This is a genomic window from Novosphingobium sp. GW821-FHT09E05 (assembly GCF_059416165.1).
This window is the reverse complement of record NZ_JBWKOQ010000005.1, coordinates 96045-120769: the sequence shown is the minus strand read 5'-3', so window position 1 is coordinate 120769 and position 24725 is coordinate 96045. Positions and strand designations below refer to the sequence as shown.

Annotated in this window: 16 protein-coding genes; 11 read left to right on the top strand and 5 right to left on the bottom strand. The window is 66.9% G+C overall.

Annotated elements, in window-relative coordinates:
* Positions 1 to 105 precede the first annotated feature (105 nt).
* The 6 genes from AC07M9_RS18020 to AC07M9_RS17995 all read left to right on the top strand — a co-directional run bounded on the left by AC07M9_RS18020 (position 106) and on the right by AC07M9_RS17995 (position 7835).
* Positions 106 to 1194, top strand: coding sequence for an MBL fold metallo-hydrolase (locus AC07M9_RS18020; RefSeq protein WP_494885632.1), 1089 nt, complete (start codon positions 106 to 108; stop codon positions 1192 to 1194).
* A 17-nt stretch (positions 1195 to 1211) separates the two neighbouring features.
* Positions 1212 to 2225, top strand: coding sequence for an MBL fold metallo-hydrolase (locus AC07M9_RS18015; RefSeq protein WP_494885630.1), 1014 nt, complete (start codon positions 1212 to 1214; stop codon positions 2223 to 2225).
* Positions 2226 to 2583: 358 nt separating this feature from the next.
* Positions 2584 to 3468, top strand: a complete 885-nt coding sequence (locus tag AC07M9_RS18010; RefSeq protein ID WP_494885761.1) for a sterol desaturase family protein — start codon at positions 2584 to 2586, stop codon at positions 3466 to 3468.
* Between the two features lie 197 nt (positions 3469 to 3665).
* On the top strand, positions 3666 to 6062 hold the full coding sequence (locus AC07M9_RS18005) for a TonB-dependent receptor (protein ID WP_494885629.1): 2397 nt from the start codon (positions 3666 to 3668) through the stop codon (positions 6060 to 6062).
* A gap of 206 nt (positions 6063 to 6268) precedes the next feature.
* Complete coding sequence (locus tag AC07M9_RS18000) at positions 6269 to 6865, top strand: TetR/AcrR family transcriptional regulator (protein WP_494885628.1); 597 nt, start codon at positions 6269 to 6271, stop codon at positions 6863 to 6865.
* Between the two features lie 103 nt (positions 6866 to 6968).
* Positions 6969 to 7835, top strand: a complete 867-nt coding sequence (locus AC07M9_RS17995; RefSeq protein ID WP_494885626.1) for an LLM class F420-dependent oxidoreductase — start codon at positions 6969 to 6971, stop codon at positions 7833 to 7835.
* Positions 7836 to 7903: 68 nt separating this feature from the next.
* Here the strand turns inward: AC07M9_RS17995 and AC07M9_RS17990 are convergent, their stop codons facing one another.
* From AC07M9_RS17990 to AC07M9_RS17975, 4 genes are all read right to left on the bottom strand, one after another.
* Positions 7904 to 8521 carry an FMN-binding negative transcriptional regulator gene (locus AC07M9_RS17990; protein WP_494885624.1) on the bottom strand — a complete coding sequence of 206 codons (618 nt, stop codon included), beginning with the start codon at positions 8519 to 8521 and terminating at the stop codon, positions 7904 to 7906.
* Positions 8521 to 10269 carry an amidohydrolase gene (locus tag AC07M9_RS17985; RefSeq protein WP_494885622.1) on the bottom strand — a complete coding sequence of 583 codons (1749 nt, stop codon included), beginning with the start codon at positions 10267 to 10269 and terminating at the stop codon, positions 8521 to 8523. The genes AC07M9_RS17990 and AC07M9_RS17985 overlap by 1 nt, the downstream gene beginning before the upstream one ends.
* A gap of 82 nt (positions 10270 to 10351) precedes the next feature.
* Positions 10352 to 12451 (bottom strand): TonB-dependent siderophore receptor, encoded by a 2100-nt coding sequence (locus AC07M9_RS17980; protein WP_494885620.1) that lies wholly within the window; start codon positions 12449 to 12451, stop codon positions 10352 to 10354.
* Positions 12452 to 12619: 168 nt separating this feature from the next.
* Positions 12620 to 15334 (bottom strand): helix-turn-helix transcriptional regulator, encoded by a 2715-nt coding sequence (locus AC07M9_RS17975; RefSeq protein ID WP_494885618.1) that lies wholly within the window; start codon positions 15332 to 15334, stop codon positions 12620 to 12622.
* 250 nt (positions 15335 to 15584) lie between these two features.
* On the opposite strand from AC07M9_RS17975, the gene AC07M9_RS17970 reads away from it, so the two are divergent.
* The 3 genes from AC07M9_RS17970 to AC07M9_RS17960 are packed head-to-tail and all read left to right on the top strand — an operon-like array spanning position 15585 to position 19568.
* Entirely contained in the window at positions 15585 to 17192 is a 1608-nt protein-coding gene (locus tag AC07M9_RS17970; RefSeq protein ID WP_494885616.1) for a hydantoinase/oxoprolinase N-terminal domain-containing protein, read from the top strand.
* The gene (locus AC07M9_RS17965) at positions 17182 to 18285 is read left to right on the top strand and encodes an S-methyl thiohydantoin desulfurase family protein (RefSeq protein ID WP_494885614.1); all 1104 of its coding nucleotides are present in this window, start codon (positions 17182 to 17184) and stop codon (positions 18283 to 18285) included. Before AC07M9_RS17970 ends, AC07M9_RS17965 begins: the two co-directional genes overlap by 11 nt.
* Positions 18270 to 19568 carry a purine-cytosine permease family protein gene (locus AC07M9_RS17960; RefSeq protein WP_494885612.1) on the top strand — a complete coding sequence of 433 codons (1299 nt, stop codon included), beginning with the start codon at positions 18270 to 18272 and terminating at the stop codon, positions 19566 to 19568. The genes AC07M9_RS17965 and AC07M9_RS17960 overlap by 16 nt, the downstream gene beginning before the upstream one ends.
* Positions 19569 to 19675: 107 nt before the next feature.
* On the opposite strand, the gene AC07M9_RS17955 is transcribed toward AC07M9_RS17960, so the two are convergent.
* A complete protein-coding gene (locus tag AC07M9_RS17955; RefSeq protein ID WP_494885610.1) occupies positions 19676 to 22180 on the bottom strand; it encodes a TonB-dependent receptor in 2505 nt (834 codons plus the stop codon).
* Between the two features lie 351 nt (positions 22181 to 22531).
* On the opposite strand from AC07M9_RS17955, the gene AC07M9_RS17950 reads away from it, so the two are divergent.
* Entirely contained in the window at positions 22532 to 23206 is a 675-nt protein-coding gene (locus tag AC07M9_RS17950) for a response regulator transcription factor (protein WP_494885608.1), read from the top strand.
* 4 nt (positions 23207 to 23210) lie between these two features.
* Positions 23211 to 24614 carry a sensor histidine kinase gene (locus AC07M9_RS17945; RefSeq protein ID WP_494885607.1) on the top strand — a complete coding sequence of 468 codons (1404 nt, stop codon included), beginning with the start codon at positions 23211 to 23213 and terminating at the stop codon, positions 24612 to 24614.
* Positions 24615 to 24725: the final 111 nt, after the last annotated feature.

Sequence of the window (24725 nt, the reverse complement as noted above, 5' to 3'; positions counted from 1 at the left end):
CTTGATTACCCGAAATTATTACCATTGCTAGATTAGGTAATATCGATAACATGTCCTTCATTCGGCATGATTTCGCCGCTTGCAGCCGACTTGTGGGGGCATTCCATGGCGCAGAATTCGGCTTACAACCCGGTGTTGTCGGGGAACCCGCAGTCCGCCACCGGACGCGCCTACCCCAATGGCAACCCCGCTCTCGGGTACAACCCGCCCGGCGTGCGCAACACCGACAGCGCCGTGCCGCTGCACCGGGAAAAGCCGGTCGTCCACGACTATGCCTCCGAAGGCCCCGCGCCCGGCAATCTGGGATTCCGCTGGACTTATGGCTCCAACGTGGCCGCGAAGAACCGCGATCCACGCGTCCAGGTGGTGCAGTACAACGAGGACACCTTCGTCCTGCGCCAGAACGTCTGCGTGCACTGGGAGGCCCCGTTCACCTACCTGCTGCTGGGCAACAAGGGCGCCCTGCTGATCGACACCGGCGCCACCGCCACCGCAGGGCACTATCCCCTGCGCGAGACGGTCGATGCCATCATCGCGCGCTGGGCCAAGGCACGCGGACGCGGCAAGGTGCCGCTCACCGTAGCGCTGACATCGGGCGAGGACATCGCGCAGAACCAGGGCCTCGTGCAGTTCGTGGGACGCGCGGATACCACCATCGTTCCCAAGCCACTGGAAGCCATGAAGCACTTCTACGGCCTTGGCGGCACCTGGCCATCGGGCACCGGCAGGATCGACCTGGGCGACCGGGTGATCGAGGTGATCCCGGCACCGGGCACGCACCGGGACGGCGTCGTCTTCTACGACCCCTACTGCGACTTCCTGTTAACCGGCGACCTGCTGTTCCCCGGCAAGATCAACATCGGCAACGACCGGGATTTCGTCGCCTCGCTCGAGCGGCTGCAGGCTTTCGCCGCCAGCCGGCCGGTGAAGTGGATTCTCGGCGGCCATGTCGAGATGATGTTCGTGCCGGGCAAGTATTACCCGCGTTTCGCGACCTACAAGCCCTACGAGCGCGTACTGGAAATGACGCCGGACCTGATCGGCGAAGCCCTGCAATATGCCCGCGAGGTACAGGGCAGGGACATAATGCTCATCCGTCCCGATTTCGCGCTGTTCAACGGCGTCAGTCCCGACCAGCGAACGCAGGTCTGGCCCGAAGGCGTGCCCAACATCAACCCGCCGCGTCCGTTCTGACGACGAGGAGACCAGTCGTGGATAGACGCACGTTCCTGAGCTACAACGCCGCCGCTGCCGCCATCCCGCTGACGGGCGTCGCGCTGAGCAGCCTCTCCGAAGCGGCTTCGGCCGCCGTTCGCCCGGCGCCGATCGACTTTAAGAGCAATCTCCCGGCCGCAGGAAGCTTTCCCAAGCGCTGGATCTGCGGCTCCTCGTCATGCATGGACAACACCGATCCCGCCGTGCAGGTCCACTGGTACAACCCGCATACGGCGATCCTGCGCCAGAACAAGGCGTATAGCTACGAAGCGCCGTTCGCCCCGCTCTATTTCGGCAACGACCGCGTGCTGCTGCTCGACGAAGGCTTCGTGCAGCTGCGCAATGACTGGGACCTGCGCGGCGTCGTGGACCAGTCCATCGACGAATGGTGCCGGCGCAACGGCCGCGACCCTGCCAGTCTGGAGCTGCTGGTCGCGTTCAGCCACCTGCATGCGGACCACTACGCGGCGACCAACCAGTTCGCCGACCGCCCCAACACCCGCTACATGGGCCTCACCCACGAGGAGATGGTCGGCTTCTGGGGCATGACCCATTTCCCCGAGGAGCGCGTGACGCTCGACCTTGGCGGCCGGGAAATCCTGATCTGGGGCTCGCCAGGCCATGTCGTCTCCGAATTCGCCTATTACGACAGCTACACGCAGATTCTTTACACCGGCGACATGTTCTACCGGGGCCGCTGCTACATCAGTTTCTGGGAGCCCTGGTTCGACAGCATGAAGCGTCTCATCGACTTCTGCGACACCCATCCGGTGACGCATGTGATGGGCTGCCATGTCGAGATCAGCAGGGACGGGCAGGACTACGCCTATGGCATGACCTGGCAGCCTGACGAGGCGCCGGTGGAAATGACGGTGCAGCAGCTGCGCGAAGCCTACGCCCATGCGCAGACGATCACCGAGCCGGGCATCTACTTCACCGGCACCGTCTTCCTCTGCAACCAGACGCGGGGGACGACCACGATCGACAAGAACCCTTACCGGTATTCCTGAGACGCCCTCCGGTACAGGCACCCGGCGACTCGGCAACGGCTCGTCCGCAGTCAGCGCGATCCGTCCGCGTCAGGCGTTGCTGCCGAAAAATAGTGTTACCCTGTTCCATCAAATCCGCAATTTTCGAGGATTTTCAGCAAAACGCATCGGCGCGAAATTAATACGCTTGACGCAAAAGGTAATATCCATACCGTGTGTCATGTCGCCGGTTAGAGCGATAAACCGGGAGGGAGAATCTTGTAACGACAGGTCGGGCAACCGACCTGGATGGGGGTTTTCGATGGAACAACTGCCAGTCTACAACACGGTTCTCTCGGGCGACGAGCGGGCGACTTCCAGTGCCCGAAACGACGCCGGCATGAAGCAGAACGTCTTCAATCTGCTGCCGCCGGCCTTCATCGCGATCGTCATCGCCTTCTGGGCCTATGGCCCAAAATCCCTGGTCGACCATCCCTGGGCGCTCGTCGTGACCTCGTCGCTGATCACGGTCGTCGTGCTCGGTCTCGAGTTCGTCCACGAACGCCATTCCGGCTGGCGCATGAACAGGCGCGAATTCGCCACGGACCTGTTCTACGTGGTCTTCATGTCCACCGTGATTTCCTGGGTGACGACCAAGCTGGCGGAAGATCCCCTGCTGGCGTTCAAGAAATCGCTCGGCATCACCACCGAATGGGCGATGCACTTGCCCTTCATCGTGCAGGTCGCGCTGGTCGTCTTCCTGATCGAGTTCGGCCAGTACTGGATGCATCGCCTGATGCACAACTGGACGCCGTTCTGGCTGACCCATGCCCCGCATCACCACCTCACCCAGCTGAACGCCGCCAAGGGCGCGGTGGGCAACCCCATCGAACTGTTCCTCATCAGCCTCAGCATCGTGGCATTGTTCGATCTTTCGACCCCGGCCATTTTCTGCGCGCTCAACATCATGGGCGTGATCTCCACCTTCGCCCACGCGAACGTGCGCTCCGACCCGCCGAAGTTCTACTCGTTCCTCTTCACGACGATCCGGCACCACAGCCTGCATCATTCGACGGACTACGAGAGCACCCGCTGCAACTACGGCAACTCGCTGATCCTCCTCGACCGGATCTTCGGCACATATCGTGAAGGCGAGTCGGTGATCGTCGGACAGGACGAACGCAGGCGGCTATCCATCCGGGAACAGTTCGTGTTCCCCTTCCAACCCGCGATCGACCGACTCCGGGCGAAGCGCGGCCCGTACGGCACACCTTCGGCCAACTGATCGGCTGCAGGGCAGACAAGATATCAAGGGAGCGAACGCCTCGACGGAATCTTGAGAACGTCGAGAGCAGTGTGCCGGCACGACATCCGTCAAGCGATGGCCGGCGCAGGAATGAGGTCCTCAAAACAACGCCCCCCGGGTCCGACAGGAGCCAGATCCGGGAGCGGGTCACCGTAACCAGAAAATGAGGGAAGCACATGACATATCGCGCGAAACTGAGAACGGGCCTGCTGTCCGCCACCATCTTTACCAGCACCGCACTCGCCATGCCCGCCATTGCGCAGGACGCGGGCGCCGCTGCCGAGGAGGGTGATGCCATCGTCGTCACCGGCACGCGCCGCGCCACGACGATCATGGATACGCCGATCAACATTTCGGCGATCGGCGCCGAGGAATTGCAGCGCCAACGGATCGACGATGTGCGCGATCTCGCCGACTTCACGCCCGGCCTGACGATCTCGGACACCGGCCCGCGCGGCACCGGCACGATCGTCATGCGCGGCCTCAACGCCTCTGATACGGGCACCGATGGCGACGACTACGACAACGCCATGGGCATCTACCTTGGCGAAGTTCCGCTCTACTACGACTTCAAGCTGCTCGACATCTCGCGCGTCGAAACGCTGCTGGGCCCGCAGGGCACGCTCTACGGCCTGGGCACGCTGGCGGGCGCGATCCGCTACATCCCCAACCGTCCCGACACGGAATCCTTCCAGGCTGAGGGTCACGGCCGGACGTACGTCAAGGCGCATGCGTCCAAGCTGGGCTACCAGGTCGATGGCATGGTCAACATTCCGATCGTGAAGGACCATGTCGCCTTCCGTTCGGCGACCGGCTACTTCTACGACCCGGGCTTCATCGACTACCCGTTCCTGCTCAACGAGCCCGGCGTGTCCGATCCGCAGCCCAACGGCATCAGCCGCCCGACCGGCGCGGATTACGACGCGAACCTGCACAAGGCCAAGGATCTCAACTTCGAGAAGACCTTCACCACGCGCAACCAGCTTTTGCTGCAGACCAACGAAGATTTCCAGATGATCTTCACTTACGCCTTCCAGCGTACGAAGACCGAAGGGTCGCAGGCCAACAGCGCGGGCGTGCTGGGCTCGGGCAAGTACGAGAACGCCGCCCGCTATGCGGAGCCGATGAACCGGCGTGCGCATCTCGTCAGCATGGAAATCAACGCCAACGTCTTCGATGTCGCCGATCTCGTGTGGACGACCGCCTACACCGACGTGAAATCGGACTCGCGGGCGGACAACACCGACCTTCTGCTCGACCTCGACTATGATTACGAGCTGTTCCCGGCGTTCTCCAGCTGGAGCGAAAGCCACTCGCGCCGCAAGCAGGTCAACCAGGAAGTGCGCCTCGTCTCCACCCACGGCGGCCCGTTCAAATGGGTGCTCGGCGGCTTCTACAACGAGCAGCGGTCCAATCGCAATTACGCCGAGCATGTCCCCGGCCACCCCTGGGTCGATCTGGCGACCAACCCCGACGAGCTGGAGTACGTATCGTACACCAGATCGAAGGTCACCGAGCAGGCGGTCTTCGGCGAAGGCACGTTCAATATCACGCCCGAGTTCCAGGTCACCGGGGGCGCTCGCTATTTCAAGTATACCTCGGCGATCTCCGGAGCCCAGACCCTGCCGTTGCTCGGTCAGCCGCTCAGCCCCTATGACAAGACGGCTTCGGGCGGAACGGCCGGCAAGGATGGCTGGGTTTGGAAGCTCAACTCCTCCTACAACTTCACGCCCGACCTCATGCTCTACGCCACATACAGCAAGGGCTATCGCATCGGCGGCCCGAACACGGTCGCGCCTTGCGACAACCCCCTTCCCCCCGGCCAGAACATCTGCGCCCTGCCGGACGAACTCCAGTACGGCCCGGACATGACCAAGAACATCGAGGTCGGCTTCCGTGCGCAACTGTTCGATCGCAAGCTGAGCTTCAACATCGACGCCTACCATATCAAGTGGAGCGGCCTGCAGGTCGCCTCGGCCACCGTGAACGGCGCGACCGGGATCACCGTGAACGGTGGCGGGGCGGTGTCGAAGGGCATCGAAACTTCGTTCCAGTTCAAGCCGATCCCGGCACTGTCGATCCAGGGTACGTATTCCTACAACGACGCACACCTGACCGAAGACGTGCCCGGCATCCTCACCATCCGCGAGGTGCCGAACGACTACAGCTATCGCTTCGTCCAGCTCGACGCGCTCGCCGGCGACCGCCTGCCGAACTCGGCCAAGAACTCGGGCAGCCTCGGCGCGACCTACACGATGCCAGTGGGCGAGGGCATGGTTTCGGCCAACTGGACGGCCACCTATCGCGGCAGCATCGTCACCCGCCTCGGCTGGGACCGTGCCTACGGCGACAAGCTGGACGGCTATGTCCTGCACCGCGCGACGCTGTCGTACGACACCGACCGGTATTCGGTCAGCCTGTTCGCGAACAACATCTTCGACAAGTACGCCGTGGTTTCGGTCGGTAACGACCGCTCGCGCATCGGCGTCAACGACGGGGTTGCGGTACGCTTCTACGGCCAGACCGTGGTGACCCCGCGCACGATCGGCCTCGAAGCCCGCATCAAGTACTGAGCCTCGATCGAGGCGCTTTCCCCGGACCAAGGGGAAGCGCCTCGCTTTCGTCGCGGACGACGCCGATACATGGAAGCTCGTCGCGGGTGAGCGCAGCGACGAGCGTTCATCAGTATCGCGCCAAGGAAGAGCCTGACCCTCCGCCATTTCCATGTCGTGCACAGGGCGCTACGACGTGGACTGCTTCAAACGGATGAGATCAGACGGTGGCAACGCAGCGGCGCATGGGTGTGGAGGGAGCGAAAAACCGCGCCCTGCTGGTCGAGGCGGCCGCCCATCTTCTTGTCGAAGAGGGCTATGCAGCGATCACCGCGCGCCGTGTCTCGGAGAAGGCGGGCCTCAAGGTGCCGCTGGTCTACTATTATTTCCAGACGATGGATGACCTGATCCAGGCAGTCATCCGCCGAAACGCCGCAAAACGCGTCGAGCGTCTCGAGCAGGCCGGGACATCGCGCGAACCGCTGCGGGCCTTGTGGGACCTCAACAGCGATCCGGCGGCGGCCAAAACGACATCGGAATTGCTGGCCCTGGCCAATCACAGGGAGTCGATCCGCAACGAGGTCGTGGCGGCAGCTCGCGAATTCCGCAGCTTCCAGATCGACCTTGTCTCTGCGCTGATGGAACAGAGGGGGCTCGACGCCGGCGCCTATCCTCCCGGCGCGATCGTCACCATCGTCGCCGCGCTGGGCCGCGCGCGGGCGCAGGACAGCGCACTGGGCGTATCGGAAGGCTATGAGGAAGCGATGGTCGTCCTGGAGCGGGTGCTGACGCTCTTCGACCAGCCGGACGGCACGGGAGCCTGATCCCCCTCGCGCTGGATCTGGCCGGACTGACGACTGCTTGACCCTCGCGAACGCCCGGTGCTAACGATTCGTTCAGCATAGGGACCGAGAGGGTTTGGCCAAAATGAAGATCGGGGTGTCCTATCCTGTGACGGAAGTCGCAGGCGATCCTGACGCGATCCGCAAGTTCGTCCGCGCCGTGGAAGAACTCGGTTATACGCACATCATGGCCTACGATCATGTGCTCAAGACGCCGCATGAAGGGCGCGAACCCAGGCTCACGGGGCCTTACACCGAGAAGGACAGCTTCCACGATCCCCTCGTCCTGTTCGGCTTCATGGCGGCGCTCAGCGATACGCTGGAATTCGTGACCGGCGTGCTGGTGCTGCCGCAGCGGCAGACCGTGCTGACAGCGCAGCAGGCGGCGGACGTCGACCTGCTGTCACGCGAGCGGCTGCGACTGGGTGTCGGCATCGGCTGGAACTACGTCGAATACGAGGCACTCGGCCAGAATTTCAAGACGCGGGCGAAACGGGTCGAGGAGCAGGTCGGCCTGCTGCGCAAATTGTGGACCACGCCGGTGGTATCGTTCGACGGCCGCTTCGACAGGATCGATCGCGGCGGCATCAATCCGCGGCCGCGCCGGCAGATCCCGGTGTGGATGGGTGGTCACACCGAACCGGCCTACGAGCGCGGCGCAAGGATAGGCGACGGTTTCGTGTTCGCCGCGCCCGGCAAGGGCGCGGTCGAGGCATGGGACCGGGTCAAGCACCATCTCGCGCAGCTGGGCAGGTCGTCGGACACCTATGGCCGCGAACTGCTCGCGCTGTTCGCGCGCGACCCCCAGGAAACCGCCGATCACCTCAGGATATTCCGCGATGCCGGCGGTACGCACGGCGCCGTACCTTCGATGGGCAAGGGTCTCGGCAACGATATTGACGCCCACATCGACTACGTGGCGCAGGTCAAGCGACTGCTCGACGCCGGCTGACGTGCGACGACCTCGTCCGCTGGGATCGCCATGAACTGCTGGCGATATAGCGAGCGGCGCCGCGCGTTTCAGGCGCAGGGGATGGCGGAATTCGGTCCATTGCGCTGCTCTGACATCGCCCGTGCCAAAGGCGCTGCGCCGAGCGCGTCGACGATCTCGGCGAACGTCTGCGGGGTTTCGTCCTGGCCGAGCTTGAACTGGGCGCTCGCGGCCATCACCGAGGCGCGGAAGGCGATGACGTGCTTTGCCAGCACTTCGAAGCGCTCGCCCATCCGGGCGACGGTCCAGGCGCCCTCGCCCTCACCTTCCATGGCGGCGACCAGTTCGACGATCGCCTCGGGCCCTCGGGCGGGCTCGAATTCCAGTTCGACCTCGAACTGCGCGAAGCGGTAGTTCCAGGTCGGCCCCCAGCCCGGCGCCGAGACCATGCCGGGAGAAATGTACCCGTGCGGCCCGAGGAACGTCACCTGCGCCCGGGGCGAAGCCTGAGCCCGCGCGACGTGCCCGTTGGAAAGCGCGAAATGGCCGACGAAGCCGCGCACCGCCCCTGCCTCGTCCACTTCGGGGAGCAGGGGCAGCGGGGTGGCGATGTAGCCCTGCTCGTCATGCGTGGTGACGAGCGCCAGCACTTCCTCCTGAACGAACTGCGCGACGTCGCCCGCGTCCCGCGGTGAGAAGACGCCCATCAGCGCGCCACCGTATCCAGCGCGCCGTAGACCGGCCGGCCCTTGAACATCGTCATCACCACCTTGGTCTCGTGGATGCGGCGCGGGTCGAGCTTGAAGATATCCTTGTCGAGCACGACGAGGTCGGCGCTCTTGCCCGGAGCGATGGAACCGGTCTCCTGGTCCAGGTGGTTCACGTAGGCGACGTCGAGCGTGTAGGACTTGACCGCCTGCGCCAGCGTCACGGCTTCCCCGGCGCCCAGCGGTTCGAGCTTCCCTTCGGGCGCGACGCGCGTCAGGGCGACCTCGAGGCCCAGCAGCGGATCGGCCGAGGCGACCGACCAGTCAGCACCGTAGGCGACGCGGCCGCCAAACTTCTCGATGCTGCCGACCGGGTAGATGTATTGCGAGCGGACCGCGCCGATGCGCTCCTTGGTGAGGTCCATGTAGGGCTCGTTGCAGGTCCACAGCGGCTGGAAGATCGCAGTGACGCCGAGCGTGGCGAAGCGCGGCTGGTCGGCCGGGTCGATCACATTGAGGTGGGAGATCATCGGCCGGGTATCGACCTTGCCGTCGGAGCGGCGGGCGCTCGCCACCGCGTCGAGCGCCTCGCGCACCGCCGCGTCGCCGATGGTGTGGTAGTGCGACTGCATCCCCTGCTCGTCGAGCGCGGTGGTCGCCGCCGCCAGCACGGTGCCGGGGATCTGCGGCGCGCCCACTTCCTGCGTCCCTTCATAGGGCTTGAGCATGAAGGCGGTCTGCTGCGGGATGACGCCGTCGATGTAGAACTTCACGCTGCGGGCGGTGAGGCCGAGGGCGCGGGCGCGCTGCGAGGCTTTCAGCAGGCCGGGAAGCTGCTCCAGCCCCTTTTCGTTCTTCCACTTGAGGTCAATCGCCACGTCGACGGTCAGCGCGCCCTTGTCGGCGACCGCCTTGTAGGCATCGATGACGGCGCTGGAGCCGTCCTCCTCCCATTCGATGCCCGCATCATGCCAGCTGGTGATGCCCAGCGAATTGAAGTGCCGGACGGTATAGGCGATGGCGTCCTGCAGATCCTGCGCGGTCGTCTCGGGCATGATCCTGGCGACGAGATCCTGCGCCGCTTCCTGCAGCCCGCCGACGGGTTCGCCGGTCTTCGGATCACGGTCGATCTTGCCGTTCACCGGGTCGCGCGTCGCCTTGGTGATGCCGGCAAGCTGCAGCGCCTTCGAATTGACCCAGAGGCTGTGGCCGCCGGTGGACTTGAAGATCAGCGGTCGCGTGGTCGAAAGCGCGTCGAGGATGTCCTTGGTGGGCACGCCGTTCGGCGGGAAGAGCCCGTCCTCCCAGCCGACGCCGTAGATGACCGAGGTGCCCGGCGTCTCGGAGATGCACTTGGCGATGATGCGGCGGTAGTCGTCGATCGACTTGCCGGAATGAAGCGCGCAGCGCGCGTGGCTCATGCCGCCGAACACCGGATGGTTGTGCGCGTCCCCGAACGAGGGCAGCAGCAGCTTGCCCTTGAGGTCCACCACGCGGGTCTGCGATCCCTTCTGGACGGCGACTTCCTTCGCGGTGCCCACCGCGATGATCCGGCCGTCGCGGATCGCCACGGCCTCGGCCCAAGGGCGGGTTTCGTCGACGGTGTAGACACGGGCATTGGTGATGATGAGGTCGGCCATGCCCTCCGCCATCGCCATGGCCGGAATGGGAGCGGCCGCGAACGCGGCGCCGCATGCGGTGAGCAGCAAGGGGGCCAAAGCGCGGCGGATGGCGGGGCGAAGGGTCATGTCAGGGTCCTCGGCAAGTCGAATGCGACCAGAAAAATGGAGGGAGCCGGCGCAAACCGGCTCCCTCCAGGCTGGTGGGTTATCAGAAGCTGCGGCGCAACGTCGCCAGGACCGTGCGATCCTTGCCGACGTAGCAGTAACCCTCGACCCCGGCGGGATCGTAGTTGCAGTTGGTGTAAACGGTGGTGTCGAAGATGTTGCTGGCGTTGATGCCCAGCGACCACTTGTCGTAAGTCACCTCGAACATCGCATCGACCAGCGTATAGGACGGCGTCGTGAAGTTCTCGAAGCTGTCCACCTTCTCGCCGGTGTAGCGCACGCCGCCGCCGACGCGGGCGCCGACCTTGTCCGTCAGCGCGAAGCTCTTGTTCGCCCAGATCGAGGCGGCGTGCTTGGGCAGGTTTGCAAGCCGCAGGCCGTCGCTGCCATCGGCGTCGAGGTTGTGCGCATCGAGGTAGGTGTAGGCGGCGGTCACCTGCACGTCGCCGGGTATGCGCAGATTGCCTTCCAGCTCGACGCCGCGCGACTTGACCTCACCCGACTGGATGATGTTCTGGATGTCGTTCGGGTCCTGCTGCAGGCCGTTCTTCTCGCGGATGTCGAACACCGAGGCGGAGAGCAGCGCGCCGCGGAACGGCTGGAACTTCACGCCCGCCTCGTACTGGCGGCCGGTGCGCGGCACGTAGACCTGGCCCTGTACGCTCTGACCGAACACCGGGAGGAATGATTCCGCATAGTTGGCATAGACCGAGAAGGTGTCGGTGACGTCGCCGATCACGCCTGCGCGGAAGGTCCAGGCGGTGTTATCGGGATTGTCGAGGCCGTCGGTCTTGGAGGTGGCCTTGTCATGACGCCCGCCGAGCACCACCGAGACGCGGTCCCACAGGCGCATCTGGTCCTGGAAGTAGAAGCCGAGCTGCGTGTTCTTCGCACGCGGCGAATAGAACGTGGAGGTCTCGAACTGCTGGCCGTAAGGCAGGGTGTAGATGTCGAACCCGCCGAGCGCGTAGTTCCATCCCTGGTCGCTGCTCTGCTTGAAGAGGGTATAGTCGAGGCCGAACAGCAGCTGGTGCTCGACCGGGCCGGTGGTCAGCTTGATGGCGACGCGGTTGTCGGTGGCGACGCCTTTGCTGTTCTGCAGCATGATGTACCAGGCGCGGTTGATCTGGGTGCGCGCCTCGTCCGCGTAGCTGGCGAGGCCGAAGACCTCACCGTAGTCCACGTCGGTCTTGAAGAAGCGGGTGTTGCTGTTGAAGGTGACGTTCGCGCCGATGCGCTGGGTCATCAGCAGGCTGGCGGCCTTGTACTCGGTATCGGTGTGGTTGAAGCCGGGCTCGCCGAGGAACGTGTCGGACGAGATGCGTTCGGCATCGTTGTCGGCGCCGATGGTCTTGCTGATCGGCAGGTAGGTCTGGCTGCCGAGATTGTCCTTCTGGTACAGGCCGAGCACGGAGATCTCGGTGTCCGGCCCCGGCTTGAAGGTGACGGACGGCATCGCCACCAGGCGATCGTTCTTCTGCCCCGGCTGCTGCAGTTCGCCATCGCGCGCGACGCCGACGAAGCGGGCGGTGATGCCCTGCGTGATCGGGCCGGTGACGTCGAGGTTGACCTGGTGGGTGTCGTCGGTGCCGTAGATCAGGTTGACCTCTGCGCCGAAGGTTTCCTTCGGGCGCTTCGACACGCCGTTGAACAGGCCGCCGGCGCCGCCCGCGCCGTACAGCACCGAGGACGGCCCGCGCACCACTTCGGCGCGCTCGAGCGTGAAGATCTCCATGCGGCCGCCGTAGACGAAGCTGGGCATGCGGTTGATGCCGTCGAGGTACTGCACGGTGTCGAAGCCGCGGGCGGTGATGAAGTCGCCGCGGGTATCGACGCCCTGGGTCTCGGTGGAGACGCCGGCGCTGTAGCGGAAGATGTCCTGGAAGTTGACGACCGCGCGGTCCTTGATCTCGGTCGCGGTGATGACGCTGACCGACTGCGGCAGCTCCATGATGTCGGTCTCGACCTTGGTGCCGGTCGAGGCGCGGCCGGTGACGACGATTTCCTCGTTGCCCGGCGCCGCGTCGGCCTCGTCGGCCAGGGCCGCGACCGGGAGGAGCGCGAAGGTGCAGGAGGCGGCCAGCAGCGCTTTGGTCAGCCGCGCCGTGCGGACGCGATTACGCGATGTGATCCCGATGCCCATGTCTATTCCCCTTGAAATACCGTGTTTGAACCTGATGCCGGGGCCCTTTTCGGCCTCCGGACGGTCCCCCTGCTTTGCTCGCCCATTGAACAACAGGCGGGGCTCACGACCACGTCATAATCGGGGTAATAGGGCGGGCTCGACGGGTAAGCGTGCGCTAAGGTGCGGTTAGGAGCGGGTTAAGACGCCCGTAGCGACCGCTTCCACCGGCTTTGCGGAGGCTATGAGGCCCTGTTCGATGGCCACACGCACCGCATCGCGCCGTTTATCGACGCCAATCTTGCGGAAAACCGACTTCAAACGGTACTTCACGGTATCGGGTGACATGCCGATGAGGCGAGCGATCTCCTTGTTCGAATACCCCCGGCTGAGATGGACGAGGATCTCCGCCTCCGCTTCGTTGAGGACGCTTTCCTCCCCCGGCTGCGCCTGCGCCGCCAGACCGCGAGCGAGAGCGGCGAGGAACTGCGCCCGGTAGCGGTCGGTCTCGGACGCACCGGGCGGCGCGGCGTCGAGGGCGCCGCGCACGAAACGCTCCCAGTCGAGGAACGGGCGGACGAGCGACTGGAACATCGACATGCCCACCGCCTCGTCGAAAGCCGCCGCAGCCTCGGCCTCGGCGCCGGTTGCCCGCAGCGCCTGCGCCCGCAGGACCAGCATGTCGACGAGCGCGCGCCCGGCGCCGTGCCGGACCGCCCAGCGGTGGAGCACGGCGAGGTCCCGCAGCGCGCCTTCGCTGTCGCCCTCGACGAGGCGCAGCGCCGCCCGGCAGGTCGCGGCGGCGGTGGCGACGGGGCGGTAGAGCGGGTTTTCGAGCGCCATCCCGTCGGCGAGCGCGTCGAGCGATACCGCCTCGGCGCAGGCGCGGATTTCCTCCAGCGGCGCGCCGTGGGCGATCAGCAGTTCGAGCCGGCACAACTCGCCGAGCAGACTGAGCTGCCGGAACCCGCGCGGCGCGGCCACCGCCTGCGCCCGCTCGAGGATGGCGAAACCGTCGCGCAGCGAATGGCGCGCTGCGGCGCAGCGCGCGGCGGTGAGGTAGGCGGCGGCATAGACGTCCACCCATGCGTCCGACTGGTCCATGTGCGGCAGTGCCCAGTCGAGCAGCGCCTGCGCCTCGTCGATGCGGTTCTGTTCGTAGAGCAGCGCCGCCTCGAACGCCGCGCAGTTCGCGGCAAGGTCCGAACGCGCGCCGAAGTTGACGTCGATGACCTCGCGGATCCCCGTGATGATCGCGACCGCATCGTTGATCCGCCCCTGCGCGTGGCGGATGCGCGCTTCGAGGAAATGGGTGAACACCTCGCTGTAGAGCGAGCCCAGCGCCTGGTAATGCCCGCGCGCATCGCGCAGCGGTTCGAGCGCGCGCTCCAGCCACCCGCCTTCGAGATACTTGGCCGCCAGCGTCTCGGTGAAGTTGGCGAGCACGAGGTGATCGTCCGCCGGGAGCGCGCGCAGCAGCGCCTCGCGCTCCAGCAGGTCGTCGAGCGTGACGGGCAGGTTCTCGTAATCGGCCAGGGTATCGCCGACCACGCGCAGTTCGCCGCGCAGGTCGGCGGGCGCGTCGGCGCCGCCCGCCTCGGCCGCGAGCCGGTCGTAGTCGGCGCGCGCGGGGCCGATCTGGCCGTGCTTGATCTGGATATAGACGGAGGCCAGCGCCAGCCGGGCGCTGGCGTTCACCTGCTCGGGCGAGAGCCGGGCAAGCGCCGCCTCGACCATCGCCAGATAGCCCTGCGGGATCAGCCGCCAGCCGCCGCCGCCCTCCAGGATCGCCGCGACGAGCATGCCGTCCTCGGCCAGCATCGCGTGCTCGATCGCCGCCGAGATCGCGCCCGAACCGGCGAAATGGCGGGCGGCGCGGGCATGGAGGAGGCGGAAGCGCGCGAGGTCCTGCCGCGCCAGCCGGTCGCGCAGGTACTCCGCGAAAAGCTGGTGGTAGCGGTAGGCCTCGCGCCCCTCGCCGGTCGGCGTCAGGAACATGCCCTGCTGCTCCAGCCGTTCGAGCACCAGCCAGCCGTCGCCGCGCTCGCACAGCGCGTTCACCGCCTCGCCGGTCAGCCTGTCGAGCAATGCGGTCGCGGTGACGAGGTCCTGCACTTCGGCGGGAAGCGAGGTCAGCACCTGTTCCGACAGATAGCGCGCAAGGTCGGACCGGGAGCCGCTGAACCGCTCCATCAGCCGCGCGTGGTCGATCCCGCGCTTGAGCGAGAGCGAGGTCAGCTGCAGCGCCAGCGGCCAGCCTTCGGAGCGATCCACCAGCGCCTTCAGAGCAGCCTCGGGCAGCGCCGAGGCCTGCGCCCGGTCGAGCAGCGCCTCGGCTTCCGAGCGGTTGAAGCGCAGGTCCTCGCTGGTCAGTTCGACCAACTGCTCCTCGGCGGCCAGCACCGACTGCCCAAGCCAGGGGTAATCGCGCGAGGCGATCACGAAATGGCAGTTGCTGGGCGCGAGGCGGATCAGCGACTGCACGAAGGTATTGACCTCGCCGCCCTCGACCCGGTGGAAATCGTCGAAGATCAGCACGACGGGCCGCGTTTCGCGGGCGATGCGGTTGATGATCGCCGACAGCGCCGCGCGCGGCGGGAGATCGGCGGAAGGGCCTTCCTCGCTATCGAGCGATCCATCGAGCGCGAGGATCAGGTAGCGCGACAGACGCTGGAGATCGGCGTCGTCGCGCTCCAGCGTCAGCCAGCCGATCAGGATCGCGCGCTCCTCGCAGCGCCGCCGCCACTGCGACAGCAGGCTGGTCTTGCCGTAGCCCGCGGGCGCGTGGATGATCGTCATGCGCCGGTCGAGGGCGTCGTCGAGCCGCTCCAGCAGCAGGTCGCGGCGGATCTGGCTTCCCAGCCAGATCGGCGGAGCCACCTTGGTACGAATCAGCTCATCCACGCGCGTCACATTCCCGTAGCCAGAACCTGGTATTCTCTTTCAGACGCGCTCTCCACCGCAGAGCCTATGCGACCTCGCTGCCCCGCTCAAGTCCGCAGCTTCCTACCCGGCCGGGGGCCCCGATTACCCGTTTGCCGCCCCCCGCACTCTTATTGCGCGTTGCAGGCGAGCCGTGCGCACTCGTACTCCCCGGACGGTCGTCCCCGCCAAAACGGGATGGCGGGTTTGCCAACAGGTGAGGGAGAAGCGAGTGCGGATTGGCGTCGACGTCGGGGGAACGAACACCGACGCGGTTCTGATGGACGGCGGCCAGGTGCTCGCCTGGACCAAGCAGCCCACCTCGGCCGACGTGGAGACCGGCGTGGCGGCGGCGATCCGCGCGGTCCTCGCCGATTCGGGCGCCAGCCCGGCGAGCGTCGCCTCCGTGACCATCGGCACCACGCACTTCGTCAACGCGCTGGTCGAGCGCCGCGAACTGGACCGGGTGGGCGTCCTGCGCCTCGCCAGTCCCTCGGGCGAGGCTCTGCCGCCGATGACCGGCTGGCCGCGCGACCTCGTGGACGGCATCGGACGGCGCTACTTCCTCCTGCCGGGCGGCTACGAGGTCGACGGGCGCGAGATGGCCCCGCTCGACGAGGCGCGTGTCCGCGAGGCCGCCGGGGCGCTGCGCGCGGAGGGCGTCAACGCCATCGCCATCACCTGCGCCTTCTCACCCATCAACGGCGACATGGAGCACCGCGCCGCCGCGATCGTGCGCGAGGTCCATCCCGAAGCCACGCTGACCCTGTCGAGCGAGATCGGCCGCCTCGGCTTCATCGAGCGCGAGAATTCCGCGATCCTCAACGCCGCGCTGACCACGCTGGCGCGCCGCGTGGTGCGGTCGTTCTCCCGCGCGGTGGCGGGAATCGGCGTGTGCGCGCCGCTCTACATTTCGCAGAACGACGGCACGCTGGCTTCGGCGGCGCAGGCGGAAGCCTATCCGGTCATGACGATGGGCTCGGGCCCGACCAACTCCATGCGCGGCGCGGCGTTTCTCAGCGGGCTGACCGACGCGATCGTGATGGACGTGGGCGGCACCACCACCGACATCGGCGCGCTGTCCTCCGGCTACCCGCGCGAGTCCGCGATCTCGGCGGACATCGGCGGGGTCAGGACCAACTTCCGCATGCCCGACGTACTCGCCATCGGCCTCGGCGGCGGCACCCGCGTCCATCTCGACCCGGCGCTCTACGGGGCCGAGGAACTGGACGAGGCGGCCTTCCGCATCGGCCCCGATTCGCTCGGCTACCGGCTGGCGCAGGAGGGCATGCTGTTCGGCGGCCGGACCCTCACCACCAGCGACGTGGCGCGTATCGCCGGGCTCGTCTCGTTCGGCGAGGCGGACGGCCTGCCCGCCCTGTCCCCGCCCGTGCTCGCGGCGCTTTCGGCGCGGATCCGGGCGATGCTGGAGGAAGGCGTGGACCGCATGAAGACAGCGCGCGGCGCGGTGCCCGTGCTCGCGGTCGGCGGCGGCAACTTCCTGATCCCGGACGACCTGCGCGGCGTCTCCCAGGTGGTGCGCCCGCCCCATGCCGAAGTGGCCAACGCCGTCGGCGCCGCGATCGCCCAGGCCGGCGCCCAGGTCGAGCGCGTGCTCAGCTACGAGGCGATGGACCGCGAGACCGCCATCGAGCAGGTCGCCGCGCTCGCCCGCGAACAGGTGCTGGCCGGCGGCGGCGACCCGGCCACCGTCGCCATAGTCGACGTCGAGGAAGCGCCGCTGAGCTACCTTCCCGGCCGCGCCGTGCAGGTGCGCGTGCGCGTCGTCGCCGACCTTGCCTCGCCTTCATCCCCCATCGGAGCTTCCCATGCTGCTTGACCGCCAGGCCATCGGCGACCTCGCCCTCGGCGCCGCCTTCCTCGGCTCGGGCGGCGGCGGCGATCCCTATTACGCCACCCTGCTCGCCGAAGCGGAGCTGGAGCGGCGCGGGCCGTTCGAGGTGATCGGCCTCGACGACCTCGCCGACGACGCCCTCGTCGTGCCCTGCGGCTGGATCGGCGCGCCGACCGTCTCGGTGGAGAAGCTGCCCAACGGGCGCGAGGCGGTCGACGGCCTGCGGCGGCTCGAGGAGATCATGGGCCGCCGGATCGACGCGGTGATCCCGATCGAGATCGGCGGCAGCAACGGCCTCGCCCCGCTGTTCGCCGCCGCGCGGCTGGGCGTGCCCGTGCTCGACTGCGACGGCATGGGCCGCGCCTTCCCGGAATCGCAGATGGCGATCTTCAACATCCGCGGGCTGTCGGCCTGTCCCTCGATCCTGACCGACGCCGGCGGCTCGCTGACCCTCATCGAAACCGACGACAACCTCGCGCACGAGCGCCTGGCCCGCGCGCTGTCGGTGGCGGTCGGCGGCATCGCGCACCTCGTCGAGTACCCGCTGACCGGGCGGCAGGCGAAGGACCACGCGATCCACGGCACCATCACCGCTGCCCGCGCCGTCGGCGCCGCGATCCGCGAGGCCCGCGCGCGCAGCGAGGACCCCTTCGCGGCGATGTTCGCGGCGCTGGAGGGCACCGGCCTCTACCCCCGCGCGGGCGTGCTGTTCGACGGCAAGATCGTCGACATCGACCGCGAGACGAGGAACGGCTTCTCGGTCGGCCGCATCGCGTTCGAGAGCTTCGACGGCGCCAGCCGGATGGAACTGGACTTCCAGAACGAGAACCTGATGGCGCGGCGCGACGGCGTGGTTGTCGCCATGGTGCCCGACATCCTGACCGTGATGGACCGCGAGACGGCCGACAGCATCACCACCGAGCGGCTCAAGTACGGCCAGCGCGTCAAGGTCGTCGGCGCCGCGGCGCCCGCGATCCTGCGCGAGACCCGCGCGCTCGCATTCGTCGGCCCGCGCGCATTCGGCTATGCACTGGACTACGTGCCCATCGAGGAGATCGCCGCTTGGCTGAAACCGTGAGCCACCACGAGAGCGGCGACCAGTACGCCAATGCCCCCCTGCCCGAGGCGCTGACCGTCGGCGGGTGGCGGGTGGCGCTCATCATCGCCAGCTTCTCGATCTCGCTGCCGACCTTCCTCAACGGCGCGCAGATCGGGCTGGCGCTGGGGTTCTGGCCGGCGGTGCTGGCGGCCTTGCTGGGCGGAGGCTTCCTCTGCCTCGGCGGCTGCCTGACCTCGCTGGTGGCGGTGCGCTCGCGCCTCAACACCTACCTGCTGATCCGCCGCTCGTTCGGGACGCGGGGCGCGGGGCTGGTCAACGTCATCATCGCGGTGGTGCATTTCTGCTGGTTCGGCGTCAACGTCTCGTTCCTGGGGGACGCGATGGCGGCGGCGGGCGCCGGCTTCGGTTTCTCGGCCGACTTTGCGACGGTCGTCGTGGCGGGCGCGGCGCTCATGGCGCTGACGACACTGATCGGCTTCCGGGCGCTGGACCGGCTGGCGATGATCGGCGTACCCGTGCTCGCCGTGATGATCCTCGCGGTCTGCGTCGCGGCGGCGCGGCGCCACGGCCTCGTGCTGGAGGCGCCGGCGACGAGCCCCTATCACATGACCTTCGGCATCGCCCTCTCGGCGCTGATCGGCGCGGACATGCTGACGATCACCACCCTGCCCGACCTCTCGCGTTACACCCGCACCCGCAAGGGCGCGGTGCTGAGCATGGCGCTGTCCTATCCCTTCACCGCGCCGCTGCTGATGGCGGGCGCGGCCATCGCCGCGCTGGCGACCGGCGAAACCGACATCATGCGGATGATCACCGGCTTCGGGTTCGGCGCATGGGCGCTGCTGCTGCTGGTCATGCCGACCTGGACGCTCAACTCGCTCAACCTCTATTCGGCGAGCCTGTCGCTGGCGGCGACCTTCCCCGGCGTGCCGCGCTGGGCGTTCGTTCTCGTCGGCACGGTGATCGGCACGGCTCTGGCGCTGATGGGCATCATCGCGGGCTTCATCCCGTTCCTCGTCCTGCTGGGCGTGACCATCCCGCCGTTCGCGGCGATCTACGTGATCGACGGCTTCACCCGCTTCCGCGACGTCGATCCCGCCGCCTCGATCACCGACTGCACCGGCGTCCACTGGCCCGCCATCGCGACATGGGGCGTGACGAGCGGCCTCGCCGCGATCGCCCTGCACTACGACTTCTCGGTCACGACGGTTCCGGCGCTGGACGCCATCGTGCTCGCCGGTGCGCTGTACGTCGTGCTGATGCGGGTTGCGGGGCGGCAGCAGAGTCCCCTTCCCGCCTGACCGCGCCGTACAAACGCAAAATCGGCGTGCCGCACTTGGGCGGCACGCCGATAATGGCTTTCATGCGTTCGGGTCACCCGGGCAACGAGGCGCCCGGGTGCGGGCCGTCAGAACGATACGCTGGCGTCGATGCCGAAAGTGCGCGGCGCGTTGAAGTTGCCGTAGTCACCCAGGATGTTGTTGACGCTGCCGGTGCTGACGCTGGTGGTCGGCGCGCCGGGCAGGCTGTTCGACGGGTCGCGGCGGAACACGTACTGTTCGTTGAACAGGTTGCGGCCCCACACGCCCAGCGTCAGCTTGCGGTCGCCCACGCCGATGTCGGCGAGCGAGACGCGGCCGTTGAAGATCAGCGAGGCGTCGTTCTTGGTGGCGAACTGGTCGAAGGCCTGGGTGGCCTGCGAATAGTTGCCGTCGAAGTGGAACTTCAGCGTGGCGTCGTTGGAGCCCACCGGCAGCGCGTAGTCGATCGAGCCGCTGGCCGCGTTGCGCGGCGTGAACACGATGTAGAAGCGCTGGTCGACCGTGGTCGAGGCCCCATTGGTTCCGGTGTAGGTGATCGGCACCAGCGGGATCTTGGTGTAGGTGTAGGCGTAGGAGGCGTTCAGCGTCAGGCCCTCGACCGGGTTGACGGTGAAATCGGCCTCGATGCCCCGGATCTTGGTGGTGCCGGGCGCATTGATGGTCACCAGGTTGTTGTAGTTGGAGCCGTTGAACGACTGGATCGAGCTGATGTCGACCTGGCTGTCCTTGCGGTCCATGATGTAGGCGGCGAGGTTGAGGCGGGCGCGGTGATCCCAGAAGTCGCTCTTGAGGCCGACTTCGTAGGACTTCACGTCCTCGGGATCGAACGCCTGGTAGTTCGCGGTGCGCGAGCTGGCGCCGCCGGCGCGGTAGCCGGTGGCGTACTTGGCGTAGACGTGCAGATCGTCGGTCACGTCGTAGGCCAGCGTCGCCATCGGGTTGAAGCGGTCCCACGACTGGTCGAGCGGCTGGTAGCCCGCCGCCGTCGCCTTCGCGGTGTCGACGTCGTAGTTGACGTTGCGCGAGTAGTGCAGGACGCCGCGCTTCTTGTCGTGCGTGTAGCGGCCGCCGACGGTCAGGTGCAACTGCTCGGTGGCGTTGTAGGTGAGCTGGCCATAGGCCGAGTAGCTCTTCGACCAGACTTCCGAAGCGCGGTCGATCGAGCGGCAGCCGACCTCCGAGCCGAACCCGCCCGAACCGGTGCAGGAATTGAGGATCGTGTAGACCGGCTGGCCGGCGGCGTTCAGGTACACGCCGTTGGAGTTCGGCGTCGCCGCGTCGTCGCTGACGTGCTCGTTGAAGTAATAAAGGCCCGCGACGTAGTCGATCTTGCCGAAGGTACCCACGGCCTGCAGTTCCTGGCTGAACTGGCGCTGGCGCAGGTCGGCAAGGCTGTAGCGGCTGAAGACGCAGGGCGCGGCGGCGGTGCAGGCGGCGGTCAGGTTGACCACCGGCACGCGGTGCGCGCCGCCGCTGTTGTCCCACTGGGTCGCGTCGACGCCGCGCCATGCGGTGATCGCGCGCAGCTCGATCTCGGGCGAGACGGTCCACTTGAGGTTGTTGGTGAAGCCGTGGGTCTTGTCGACGCTGGGCTGCTGCGGCACGCCGATGTCGGCGACCTTCATGCGCGTCTTGCCGTTGACGACGATGCCCGGCAGCAGCGGCTTAACCGTGCCGGTCAGGTTGGTGTAGCTGGTGCCCGGCAGCGCGCAGGCGGCGTGCGAGGCCTGGGTTCCGGCGGCGCAGCCGTTGGGGTTGTAGTTCAGCAGCTGGCTGTAGAACGGCGTGTTCTCGTCACGCGCGACATCGTAGGAGAAGTCGTCGGTGATGCCGTCGATCGGCTCCCAGCGCACGGCGGCGCGGCCGCCCTTGCGGTGGTACTGGTTGAACCCGGCCTGGCCTGCGAGGGGGTTCCTGGTGGTGGGGTCCTGGTGCTGGATGACGCCGTCCAGCTTGACCGAGAAGCCCGCGATCTTGGGCAGGTCGAGGTGGATGTCGCCGTTGTAGGAACCGTAGTTGCCGAAGCCGCCTTCCGCGCGCCCGCCGAACTCGCCGGTCGGTGCCTTGCTGACGATGCTGAGCGCGCCGCCCTCGGTGTTGCGGCCGAACAGGGTGCCCTGCGGACCCTTGAGCACTTCGACGCGGGCGACGTCGAACAGCCCGGCGTTGAGGCCGTGCTGGCGGCCGAGGTACACGCCGTCGATGTAGATGCCGACGCCCTGCTCGCGCGCGGGCTGGTTGGCGTCGAGCGGCACGATGCCGCGGATGCCGATGGTGAGCGCGCTCTGGCGCGCTTCGAACGTGGCGATGCGCAGCGAGGGGATGGCGCCGTCGGCAAGGTCGTAGAGGCTCTGGACGTGCCGGTCATCGAGCGCCTGCGTGCTCATGACCGCCATCGCGATCGGGGTGTCCTGCAGGTTCGTCTCGCGCTTGGTCGCGGTGACGACGATGTCGCCCAGACCGGAGTCGGCGGCGTCGGCAGCTGCATCGGCGGCATCGGCTGCCGGAGCTTCGGCGAACGCGCTCGTCGCACCCATGCTGGCGAGCACCGAACCGGCGAGGAGCGCCGCGCGGACAGTTCTAATTAACATGATGAAAACACACCCTTTTAGAAACTTTTCTTGATCTGTAAGGGGCCTAATATGGAGCTTTGAAGACACTTCGATTGAGGATCGGTGACACCCGTGACGCGCAAGGTGTAACTAACTATCAACTTTCAGTCATATGTTTGAGATTCCGGGAAAATTTTTCCTGGAAAAGGCCGGGAAATATTTTCTCCCCCGGGCGTTGACCCGGACCGTCCAAATCCGCTTATCAGGCGGGTCGCACCGGCGGGCGCGACAATGGTCAGCATGCAGCAAGCAAGGCGCCCGTACTGGTGGCGCCGCAGGCGCGGGCCATGCTGCCATCGACCGGGGCAGCGCGCAATCGGGAGTGGAAACGTGGATCTCTTGCTGGTGGAAGACGACACTGTCCTCGCGAACTACCTCGCGCAGGAACTGCGCGCCTGCGGCCATGAGGTGACGGTCGCGGCCGACGGCCATGCCGGCTTGCGCGCCGTGCTGGAGCACAAGTTCGACGCCGTCGTGCTCGACCGCATGCTGCCGCAGATCGACGGACTGTCGGTGGTGCGCACGCTGCGCGAGGACGGCATCACCATCCCGGTCATCATGGTGACCGCGCTGGGCCAGCTGGGCGACCGGGTGGACGGCCTCGACGGCGGCGCGGACGACTACATCGTCAAGCCCGTCGACGTGGACGAACTCAACGCGCGGCTCAACGCGCTGGTGCGCGGGCGCGGCTGGACCGTCTCGGAGACCGACACCATCACCGCCAGGGACGTGACCGTCAGCCCCGCGCGGCTGCGCGCGTGGTATCACGGCGTCGCGCTCGACCTGCCCAAGCTGGAGTTCAACCTGCTCGCCGAACTGGTGCGCAACGCGGATTCGGTCCTGACGCGCAAGATGCTGTGCGAGAAGGTCTGGCAATACGAGTTCGAGCCCCGCTCCAAGTTCGTCGACGCCTACGTCAGTCGCCTGAGGCGCCGCATCTCGGACCAGGCGGGGGACGATCCGATCGTCACCGTGCGCGGGCTGGGCTACATGATCCGCGCCTGAGAGGATGAAGCGCCTCTCGCTCCGGACCCTCGCGGGGCTGTTTTTCCTCGCCGTGCTCGCGGTGTCGATGGCAACGGCGGGCGCGACGCTGTGGGCCACCCAGCGCACCATCGCCGGATACGTCGATCAGCGCATCAGGAGCGAGAGCTACGAGATCACCGAACCGGGCGTCCCCGTCACCCCCGGCACCGCCATCACCCGCATTCACGACGCTTCGCGCAGCCGCGATTCGGGAGACATCGGCTTCCTGCTGGTGGACAAGACCGGCCGGGTGCTGGCCGGCAACGTCGCGCTCAGCCGCAGCCTTCCGCCCGGCTTCTCCACGCTCGGCGAAGCGGACCGCATCCCGGGCCTGACCCATGGCCGGGCGCTGGTGCGCGACATCGGCAACGGCATGGTCCTGACCACGCTCGCCGAGACCGAGCCCATCCAGAACTACCACTCGGCACGCGTGCGGATCATCGTCGGGGGATTCGGGACGACCATCCTCATCGTGATCGCCGGCATCGTCCTGCTGGGGCGTCTGATCAGCCGCCGGGTCACCGAAATGCGCCGCACCGTCGAGGCGATCATCGAAGGCGACATGCAGAGCCGCGTGCCGGTGGACGGCTCGGACAGCGAACTCGACCAGCAGGCACTGGCGTTCAACCGCATGCTCGACCGCATCCAGGCCCTGATGACGAGCATCTCGAACGTCTCCCACGACATCGCCCATGACCTGCGCACGCCCCTCGCGCGGCTGCGGGCCAACCTTGCGCTCATGCACCGGCAGGCGGACACACCCCGGTTCCGCGACGGCCTCGAGGCGGCTCTCGCCGAAAGCGACCAGCTTCTCGAGCTGTTCACCGCGATCCTGCGCATCGCCGAAGTCGAGGGCGGCGATCGCCGCGCGGGATTCACGCATTTCGACCTCGGCGAACTGCTGGGCGATGCCGCCGCCATGATGGAGCCGCTGGTCGAGGACGAAGGCCGCGTGCTGCTGCTGCGGCCGATGCCGACCCTGCCTATACGCGGCGACCGCCAGCTCATGATGCAGGCGATCGTCAATCTCGTCGAGAATGCCGTGCGCTATACGCCGCAGGGCACGCGCATCGCCATCGGCTTCGCGGTGTCGGGCACTTCGGTGATGGTCATGGTCGAGGACGACGGGCCGGGCATCGATCCGGACCTGCGTGCCGACGCCCTGCGCCGGTTCGGCCGCCTGGAAAACGCCCGCAGCCTTCCCGGCCATGGCCTGGGCCTGCCGCTCGTCGAGGGGATTGCGCGCCTCCACCATGGCGAGATGAAGCTTGAAAACGCCGCCCCGGGCTTGCGGGTGGTCATCACTCTTCCGCTGCCCCCCAGGACTGCGCAACCCGCCGAGCAACGGCGCGATTTCGGGCGTCTGCATCCCTCCGGCGGCCGCTGAAAACCCGACAGCCTGCGGTTCCCACCGCAGCGCCTGCCGCACCGGCAGACGGCGCGTGTGGCCGATGTGCAGCACCTTTGCGCCATTATCCCGAAACAATGCGGAAATCAT

Bases quoted from the DNA above. Each gene is read 5' to 3' on its own strand.
- AC07M9_RS18020 (WP_494885632.1), top strand. From the start codon at position 106: ATGGCGCAGAATTCGGCTTACAACCCGGTGTTGTCGGGGAACCCGCAG.
- AC07M9_RS18010 (WP_494885761.1), top strand. From the start codon at position 2,584: ATGAAGCAGAACGTCTTCAATCTGCTGCCGCCGGCCTTCATCGCGATC.
- AC07M9_RS18005 (WP_494885629.1), top strand. From the start codon at position 3,666: ATGACATATCGCGCGAAACTGAGAACGGGCCTGCTGTCCGCCACCATC.
- AC07M9_RS17995 (WP_494885626.1), top strand. From the start codon at position 6,969: ATGAAGATCGGGGTGTCCTATCCTGTGACGGAAGTCGCAGGCGATCCT.
- AC07M9_RS17990 (WP_494885624.1), bottom strand. From the start codon at position 8,521: ATGGGCGTCTTCTCACCGCGGGACGCGGGCGACGTCGCGCAGTTCGTT.
- AC07M9_RS17985 (WP_494885622.1), bottom strand. From the start codon at position 10,269: ATGACCCTTCGCCCCGCCATCCGCCGCGCTTTGGCCCCCTTGCTGCTC.
- AC07M9_RS17980 (WP_494885620.1), bottom strand. From the start codon at position 12,451: ATGGGCATCGGGATCACATCGCGTAATCGCGTCCGCACGGCGCGGCTG.
- AC07M9_RS17965 (WP_494885614.1), top strand. From the start codon at position 17,182: ATGCTGCTTGACCGCCAGGCCATCGGCGACCTCGCCCTCGGCGCCGCC.
- AC07M9_RS17955 (WP_494885610.1), bottom strand. From the start codon at position 22,180: ATGTTAATTAGAACTGTCCGCGCGGCGCTCCTCGCCGGTTCGGTGCTC.
- AC07M9_RS17945 (WP_494885607.1), top strand. From the start codon at position 23,211: ATGAAGCGCCTCTCGCTCCGGACCCTCGCGGGGCTGTTTTTCCTCGCC.